Source organism: Mediterranea sp. ET5 (genome assembly GCF_023337025.1).
Classification (GTDB): Bacteria; Bacteroidota; Bacteroidia; order Bacteroidales; family Bacteroidaceae; genus Phocaeicola_A.
Map to the genome: position 1 here is coordinate 1 of NZ_JAMBLN010000036.1, position 7,623 is coordinate 7,623.

The 7,623-nt window shown below is 42.6% G+C and carries 10 protein-coding genes; 6 read left to right on the forward strand and 4 right to left on the reverse strand.

Features of this window, described 5'->3' with window-relative positions; all coding sequences use genetic code 11:
• The 3 genes from M3087_RS14155 to M3087_RS14165 all read right to left on the reverse strand — a co-directional run.
• Positions 1–364 (reverse strand): DUF262 domain-containing protein (locus M3087_RS14155; protein ID WP_249096796.1); only part of this gene is annotated, 364 nt, incomplete at its 3' end.
• A gap of 13 nt (positions 365–377) precedes the next feature.
• Complete coding sequence (locus tag M3087_RS14160) at positions 378–929, reverse strand: 3'-5' exonuclease (protein WP_249096799.1); 552 nt, start codon at positions 927–929, stop codon at positions 378–380.
• Positions 917–1,882: a helix-turn-helix transcriptional regulator gene (locus M3087_RS14165; RefSeq protein ID WP_249096801.1), complete on the reverse strand. Its 966-nt coding sequence runs from the start codon at positions 1,880–1,882 to the stop codon at positions 917–919. Before M3087_RS14165 ends, M3087_RS14160 begins: the two co-directional genes overlap by 13 nt.
• A gap of 209 nt (positions 1,883–2,091) precedes the next feature.
• On the opposite strand from M3087_RS14165, the gene M3087_RS14170 reads away from it, so the two are divergent.
• The 6 genes from M3087_RS14170 to M3087_RS14195 all read left to right on the forward strand — a co-directional run bounded on the left by M3087_RS14170 (position 2,092) and on the right by M3087_RS14195 (position 6,792).
• Positions 2,092–2,319 carry a hypothetical protein gene (locus M3087_RS14170; RefSeq protein WP_249096803.1) on the forward strand — a complete coding sequence of 76 codons (228 nt, stop codon included), beginning with the start codon at positions 2,092–2,094 and terminating at the stop codon, positions 2,317–2,319.
• A 385-nt stretch (positions 2,320–2,704) separates the two neighbouring features.
• The gene (locus M3087_RS14175; protein ID WP_249096805.1) at positions 2,705–2,947 is read left to right on the forward strand and encodes a hypothetical protein; all 243 of its coding nucleotides are present in this window, start codon (positions 2,705–2,707) and stop codon (positions 2,945–2,947) included.
• On the forward strand, positions 2,947–3,960 hold the full coding sequence (locus tag M3087_RS14180) for an MvdC/MvdD family ATP grasp protein (protein WP_249096807.1): 1,014 nt from the start codon (positions 2,947–2,949) through the stop codon (positions 3,958–3,960). Before M3087_RS14175 ends, M3087_RS14180 begins: the two co-directional genes overlap by 1 nt.
• Positions 3,947–5,116, forward strand: a complete 1,170-nt coding sequence (locus M3087_RS14185; protein ID WP_249096813.1) for a hypothetical protein — start codon at positions 3,947–3,949, stop codon at positions 5,114–5,116. Before M3087_RS14180 ends, M3087_RS14185 begins: the two co-directional genes overlap by 14 nt.
• Positions 5,116–5,616 carry a hypothetical protein gene (locus M3087_RS14190; protein WP_249096815.1) on the forward strand — a complete coding sequence of 167 codons (501 nt, stop codon included), beginning with the start codon at positions 5,116–5,118 and terminating at the stop codon, positions 5,614–5,616. The genes M3087_RS14185 and M3087_RS14190 overlap by 1 nt, the downstream gene beginning before the upstream one ends.
• A gap of 30 nt (positions 5,617–5,646) precedes the next feature.
• Positions 5,647–6,792, forward strand: coding sequence for a PD-(D/E)XK nuclease family protein (locus tag M3087_RS14195; RefSeq protein WP_249096817.1), 1,146 nt, complete (start codon positions 5,647–5,649; stop codon positions 6,790–6,792).
• A gap of 73 nt (positions 6,793–6,865) precedes the next feature.
• On the opposite strand, the gene M3087_RS14200 is transcribed toward M3087_RS14195, so the two are convergent.
• On the reverse strand, positions 6,866–7,623 hold a 758-nt coding region (locus M3087_RS14200), incomplete at its 5' end, for a DNA-processing protein DprA (RefSeq protein WP_249096819.1).

A 7,623-nucleotide genomic window follows, 5' to 3' on the forward strand; every position in this document is an offset into this window, starting at 1 on the left:
AATAAGGCTCATTGGAGTCAAGGCTTCTGAGAATGATGTATATAGTGGTAAGTCGCTGTTGACCGTCTATAACTTCCCACTTGCCAACGCTCTTATTGAGAATTTCCCTTATCTCTGAAAGTTTATTCGTTTCATGTATTTTTGTTACAATATCTTTTTCGTTGCGTAGTCTCACCACCAATGGTTGCAAGCAATAGAATCCATCCTTGCTGGCATCGAACTCGTTGATGTCGTTGAGCAAGTCCTTCACTTGTTGGCGTGTCCACCTGTAGCCGCGCTGATAATTCGGGATGAAAAAGCTCAAGCCTGAAAGCTCTCCTATTGTTTTCAACCCAATTTGATTGTCGTTACATTGTTGTCCCATAATATTCGTAATTTTATAATTTTCCACTATAGTATTTCATTTCCTCTAATCCACAAAGTCCGAAGTCCTTTATTTCCCTCAGAAACAGCCGTGCGCACATCTCCGCATCATCGCCTGCGCGGTGGTGTTGCCCGTAAGGTATCCTGAATTGGTCACAGAGATAGTCCAGACTGTTGCAGCCGAAGCTATAAAGTTTGCGTGCTGCACGGAGGGAACAATAATAGGTAATGTCAGGCTTCTTAATGCCGTATAGCTCCAACGAATGACGGATGCAGCCTATGTCAAAAGCGGCATTGTGGGCCACAAGCACTGGTATGTCTTTAAGGTATCCGCAGATTTCCGCCCACACTTCCGGGAATTCCGGTGAATTGACGGTATCATTCGGTCGGATACCGTGTATCTGCATGTTCCAGTAGCTGTAGCTATTTCCTTGCGGACGGACAAGCCACGAACGGGTTTCTGCGATCTCTCCGTCACGCACCACGCAGATACCAGCCTCACAGATGGAAGCACGTTTGCCTGTGGCTGTCTCAAAATCGATGGCTATGAAATTTATTTCCCGCATGGTTTATCCTCCTCTTTCCAAGTGTAATAGTCCAACATGTTTTTTGCAAAATTGCGCATTTCGTTGCGCACGGATTCCGGCTCCAGCACTTCTACTTGGTCGCCTTGGGCAAGAACCAACTGATAGAAGTCAAAAGTCGGCTTCAGATGGTATTCAAAGAGTGTGGACTCATCATCACCCTCTATCTCCCGTTGCGATTCGTGTAGAGGTAAAGTACGTAGATAGTCGGCAAAACCACCATAAGCCAAAAGCACGATACGTTGGATGGGGGCGTCTGAAGTGATTACTCCACAGCATCCTTCAAAATAGTGATTAATATCAAAGTCCTTTTTCATCTTGAATGTCTTGCCCGTGTCCTGAATGTCTGAAATACGGTCGAGAGCATACACTCGGTAGACATCAGCAGGCTTAATGCCTTTCTCTTTGTTTCGCTCCGAATAGTACGGGCTACGTGCCACCACGTACCAACGGCGCTTCACGACTTTCAGGCAGTATGGCTCAATCTCAAACGTGCTGGGTTCCGGCTTGCCAAACCCTTGGTGTGTGATGCTCAACACATGATTGCGCCGCATGGCTTCGACAATAGGCGTGAGCCATATTTGTCCCGACGGAATATCTTCAAAAATAATCCGGTCTTCCAGTTTGTTGTCCGCCTGAATTTGGTTCAATGTAGCGTAGGAACTTATCAGCCAACTTTGCAGATTGTTACCCTCCAACCGTTCCGGTTCGTCTATGTAATACCGGTAACCGTCTTTCCGGTCACAATCAATGTACACATCAAAGATGTCCTTGATAGCCTTTTGGTGATTATGGAACGTGCGCAAAGGTAATTCCTCACCATAGCCAAGTCCGCTTTCCTGCCAAAGCTCGCTGATTTCTTGAAACGTCAGGCGTTTGTATCGGCGCAGGGTATCTATCAGCCAGACATACCGCCCTAAGAGATTTGCAGCCATACTGTTATTTATTTAATGTTTTGCTACAAAGTTACCTGCTCGCTTGTGAAAAATCGCGGCACATCTTTATTTTTTCTGCTTTACCTTTTATTTTTTTTTGTGGTTATGCCTCGTTTTGGCACTTGATAGTCTTTACTTTGCAGCAGAGTTAATGATAAACTTCTAAACATTAAAGTATTATGGTAACAAAGAATTTAAACAACGATTTTATGGCGAAAGTATTGGAAGATGTCGCTTGGAAGGAACTTTCAGGTAACTTTGCTTGGAACGAGCAACTGTTAGAAAAATACAAGGTGGAATGGAAAACGCTTCCCGGCAACTGTACTATTCTTTGGACGAGAAGAAAGTCTACATCGTTCCTCTTGAAACATCCGTTTGGAGGAAAAAATCAACTTTGTCAGAACATGTGCTGCAATTTGGCATTCCGTTCTATCTAATTTTGCCAATAAATCATTTAATAGGGAAATAAAACATACCTTGGAGTGATAGTACCTGCGCAAAAGCAAAAAATAATGCAGACATATTAGCTACTTAGCATTATTTTCGTACTTTTGCGATTGGGCAGGAGAAATCCCGCTCAAGGACATACGGATAAAGAAAGAAGCGTTATGCACATCTTGTGATTGGAAACTTGAGAAATTTCGCAATTAACACAAGAAGATGGCATAGTGGTTCTCACGCTTAGCGTGGGCTGCTATCACTCCACTCTTGTGTTAAGGTTTTCTCAGGACCTCCAATCAGAACGTGGGCATTGCAGTTCCACGCTTCGCATTTATAAATAGTCCTTAAGGAACTGGAGAGCCAAACAAATCTTTTATTACTATGTACAACCAAACAAGAATGAACGGCCAGCCGATGCCGTTGCTGATGGGCTTCACAAAGCCTTCGAAAATCCAAACGGTAGAGAATGAAACTCCGGTGATGTACGATCCGATGAAGCAAATCGTGGCATTTGACATGCGAGTAGTAGGCACAAGATCTTTGAAGAACCATATCACCAAAACACCGCAACATCAATGCAAATCAGACCCTAAAAATGAAATAGATGACCAAAAGAATGTATAATGATTCTCGTCATTACCAATAAAGAGGACTCCCATCCTACACCTGTCATCCAACTTCTTACAGAACGAGGCATCTCCGTGTTCCGGCTGAACACGGAAGCCTTGCTGACCGATTACGAGTTCTGTTGGCAAAACGATGCGCACCACTGTGATTTTACGTTGGCCAACATCCAAAACGGACTGAGCGTAAGAGGTACTGAGGTAACAGCGGTGTGGGACAGGCGTCCCGAGCCTCCCACGGAACTTCCTTTGCAGAGTACAGAGGTCGTAGACAAACACAACCGGGAAGAAGCACTTGGCTTCCTCCGTTTCCTACGTTATTACCTCAAAGACATTCCGTCAATAGGAAGTATTGTGTACGACCGAGTGGCAGCCTCTAAAATGCTACAAACAACCATCGCCCAACAAGTGGGATTGTCTGTTCCCGACACCTGCTTTTCCAATCGGAAGGCAGATATTCTCCGTTTTGCCATGCAATATAAGGAGATTGTATTAAAGCCCATAGAAAACAGCAATATTTGGAATGAAGACAATGAAGAAGAGTATGCGCTTTATACACAAAAGACATCTTCCGCTTCACTCCACGATGTGCCCGAAGAAGCTTTCACACAAACCGTGAGCTATGTGCAAAACTATGTGCCCAAAGCATACGAACTGCGCATCACGATGGTGGGGCGCCGTGCGTTTGCCTGCAAGATAGACTCCCAATGCTTGGACGAGGACAAAGGAAAGACAGACTGGCGGCAAGGCTACGATTATGGTCTGAAGCATGAATTTTATAACTTGCCACAGGATATTGCAGACAAGTGCATCCGTTTCCTGCAACTGATGCATCTCAACTTTGGGGCTTTCGACTTCATAGTCACTCCTTCTGGAGAGTATGTTTTCTTGGAATGTAATCCCAACGGTCAATGGCTGTGGGTGGAACTGGAGATAGGAATGAAGATTTCGGAAGCGATAGCGGACTTTTTACAAAACCTAGAAAATACTCAAGAGATATATGGAATTAGATGAAAGATTAAGAAAATCCTTAATAGAAGGAATAAAGCGTAAAGCAAAGTCATATGCTATCTTGAATATGATAGACGTAAATAGTCAGGATAGTGATTATTGGATTACGACTTTGGGTAATGCTGAATGGGCAAAATTAACAAAAGAGACAAAACGTTTTATTGAAAACATTAGTTTGTTTCAGCCAAACGTTTCTGTACAACATGTACAACCCTTTTTAGGTATATTCGGAGCTATAATCTCAGACAGAAGTAAGATTATCAGCAATACAATACAAAGGCGCAAATATGAGGATAGGCAAAAAGACATCTCTGATTTTCCATATAAAATAGAACCATCAAATTTTAAAGAATGGATAAACATTTTATATACTGAAACTTCAAAACAAAGGAGTACTGAAAAAATTGTCTTCTCCGTATCAACGAGAGATATGACCGGCAAACCTTGTAACCGTTGTAGCGGTACGGGAAAGATTCCCTGTGAAACATGTACAGGAAAAGGATGGCTAATTTGCGATGTTTGTCATGGCGTTGGTGAAATGGAATACCAAGCTGGCAATTATTCTAATGGGGAAATAAGAATCAAAAGCAAAGTTTGTATTCATTGCGATGGAAGTGGCAAACAGCAATGCCCTGACTGTTCCGGAACAAAATATAAAAGTTGCCCTGATTGTCATGGAACCGGCAAAGACGACAGAATTGAACAAACAGTGAAGGAATTTCGTGATATATACAAATTCATAAGTGGTGCGCAACTTATTTATGGGCAAGGTCAGAAAAAGTCAACGATAGTTACACTGAAAAACGATCTGCCCAAAAGCATAGCAGACAGTTTGCCTCTTTATAAGTTTTATGACGTTAATGGTAATGTCGAAATAGACAACAATGTGGAAAATTCATGCAAGGATTTCAATATCTATGACAGTTTTCAGTCGCAAATAAAGAAAGAAACGAAGCATAACAATAAGAAAGTTGTATGTTTATTGGGAAGAAGTTATTCACTACCTTCCATTACAATCGTTACTATACAAACAAGGAACCGCAATGAACCATTGATATTCTATTTTTGGGATGGATTATTATGGAGCATAACTCCTATTCCACAAATCAGTTTTGGGAAATTACTATTAGAACAAGTAAAAGCTAAAATGTTTCATTAATGAGAACACTCCTATCCTGGCTCATCGCCAACATCGAGGTAATCTTTATCCTCATTATCTGTACCATTAGTGCGAGATTCCTTTTCGTACATTGGGACGATATGACTCAAGCTTCCGCAGGCGGATTTATCATCCTTACAGGTGTCTTATGCTGGGCTATGGCACCCAAGAAATTTGTTTATTGTCTGCTTACTCTTTTGTTTTTCGCCTTCCTTGACCTTATAATCATTGCAAACGACCCCGGAAACATTCGGGGACTTTTGGTGCCGCCGCTTGTATTCGGCATTCTTGTAGCCGTCTTTACCGCTGTCAACATGAGCGAGGTCGTTTCGCGGCGTATGCTCTATGTCAACAGTAATACGAGTATGTTTGAACTGACATTGCTTTACGTCATTAATCGGTTCACTACATCGTTTGCCGGACTGACTACCACTTTAATCGTCTGGTATTATATGGAAGATATCGTGCGTTTTTTCGCTAAGGCATCCTCTACAGCATAACATTTGTATCACATAAAAACGTAGAAGTTTATGAGTGAAATCAACACATTATTGAATCAGGCGAAACTAATTCTGGAGAAGTCCAAGGTTTCGCAACAAGAAAGTCGGTCGCGTGGAGAACAATTCAATATCTTCCACGCATGCGGCGTAAACCATTATGAAACGACACACTCCGCCATTCTTGCGGAATTTCTAAATCCCCAAGGCAGTCATGGGCAAAGAGATATCTACTTGAAAGAGTTTCTTGCCATTCTCGGCGAGAACGAAATGTTATCAGCTTTTGATACCTCGACAGCCTCTGTTACCACAGAATACGCCGTGCCAAACGGACGGTTGGACCTACTGATAACCAATATCAAGAACCAAGCCATTATCATTGAGAATAAAATCTATGCCGAAGATCAATGGGAACAACTGAAACGATATAAAGAGTTTGCGGAGAAGAAGTATCGCTCAGGAAACTATGTTATTCTCTATCTGACACTTTGGGGAGATGAGGCAAGCAAACAAAGCGGAGAAAATGTGGCATACATTTGCATCTCTTATAAAGAAACCATACTGAAATGGTTGGAACACTGTATCCAACTCTCCGCCCAAAAGCCGCTTATTCGCGAAACAATGATACAATATGTCAACCTTATTAAAGAATTAACCAATCAAGCCATGGAACAGAAATATAGAAACGAACTCTTAGAGTTGATGATGAACAATGCAGAAGCAGTTGCCACAATCTGTAATATACAAGGTGACTATTTCAAGTATGTATGTGAAAACCGCATTCGTCCAGCATTAAAGAATCTGGCGGAAGAAATGGGATTTGAATACGGAGAAAGCGATGATGCTTGGGGAAATAACAAATGGCAAAATTTTCATTTCAAAAGACGTCATTTAGCTATCTATTTTGAAGCAGAACGGGGAAGAATGTATGACATTTATTACGGCTTTGACTTTGAAGGGGTAGAAGAACGGCCTGTCATGTCTCAGCTTGAACATTTCCCAGGTAAGCCCAATGAAGGTTGGCCATATGGTTGGGTTTCCTTAGACCAATACAGATATTGGGATATGCAAACTCTTGCAGACATGGTAAACCATACCGATAAGTTCGTGAAATACATCAAGGGTAAAATCCAAATCGTACTGGATGAGCTGGAACGACAAGGTATTAACCCTGAATGAGATAATTCAAGTAAAACAAAGAAGAGGCTATGCCTGTTTTTATAATCTCTTCTTTGTATTCAATCATAATAGCTTAGTTTACCACAAGACAATCAAATCCATCCAATTCAGTCCTTTGTCTTGGCTTAATAGGTAAGGCAAGTTGACAATCAAGCAGAAACTTATTGCCTGAATTCAGTTCGTCCATTGTGCCGTATTCAACTGCGTATATCTGCCGTCTTAATCCGAATTTATCACCACTGTATTCTTGGGCGAAACGCACGGCATACATCGTGCCACTGATAATGGGACATTGTACCACGATGACCGATTGGGTCAAGACAACTTGCATACGGCAACGCGCCACCAGCCTCGTAGGGTTTGCCTTCATGCCGAACGGATGTTCGGACACGATAGTTCCACCTTTTGCCACGATTTCCTCCTGTAAGGTTTTGTTTACTTTTGGATGTGTGATGTCCAATCCGGAAGCGACAATGGCGATAGTCTGCCCCTCCGCATCAAGACAACCCCGATGCGCCGCCGTGTCGCATCCCAATGCAAGACCGCTGATTACCACATGGTCTTGCCCGCCTATCTGCTTGCCAAACCGATAAGCTGCGTCCAAACCTTCAGCATCGGCTGCACGGGCACCGATAATGGTCACTGTATCGTTCCGGTTGAGCAATTCCAAATTGCCTGATACATGAATGAGAGGTGGGGTGTCATTGCATAGATTCCTGAAATGGTAAGGATAATCGACTGCATAATACGGAATAGTGATAACTCCTGCTTTAGCCTGCCTGTCCAATATCCGTTTCGCTTTGTCAAGCTCACGAGTGGCTTTTGCTGCCG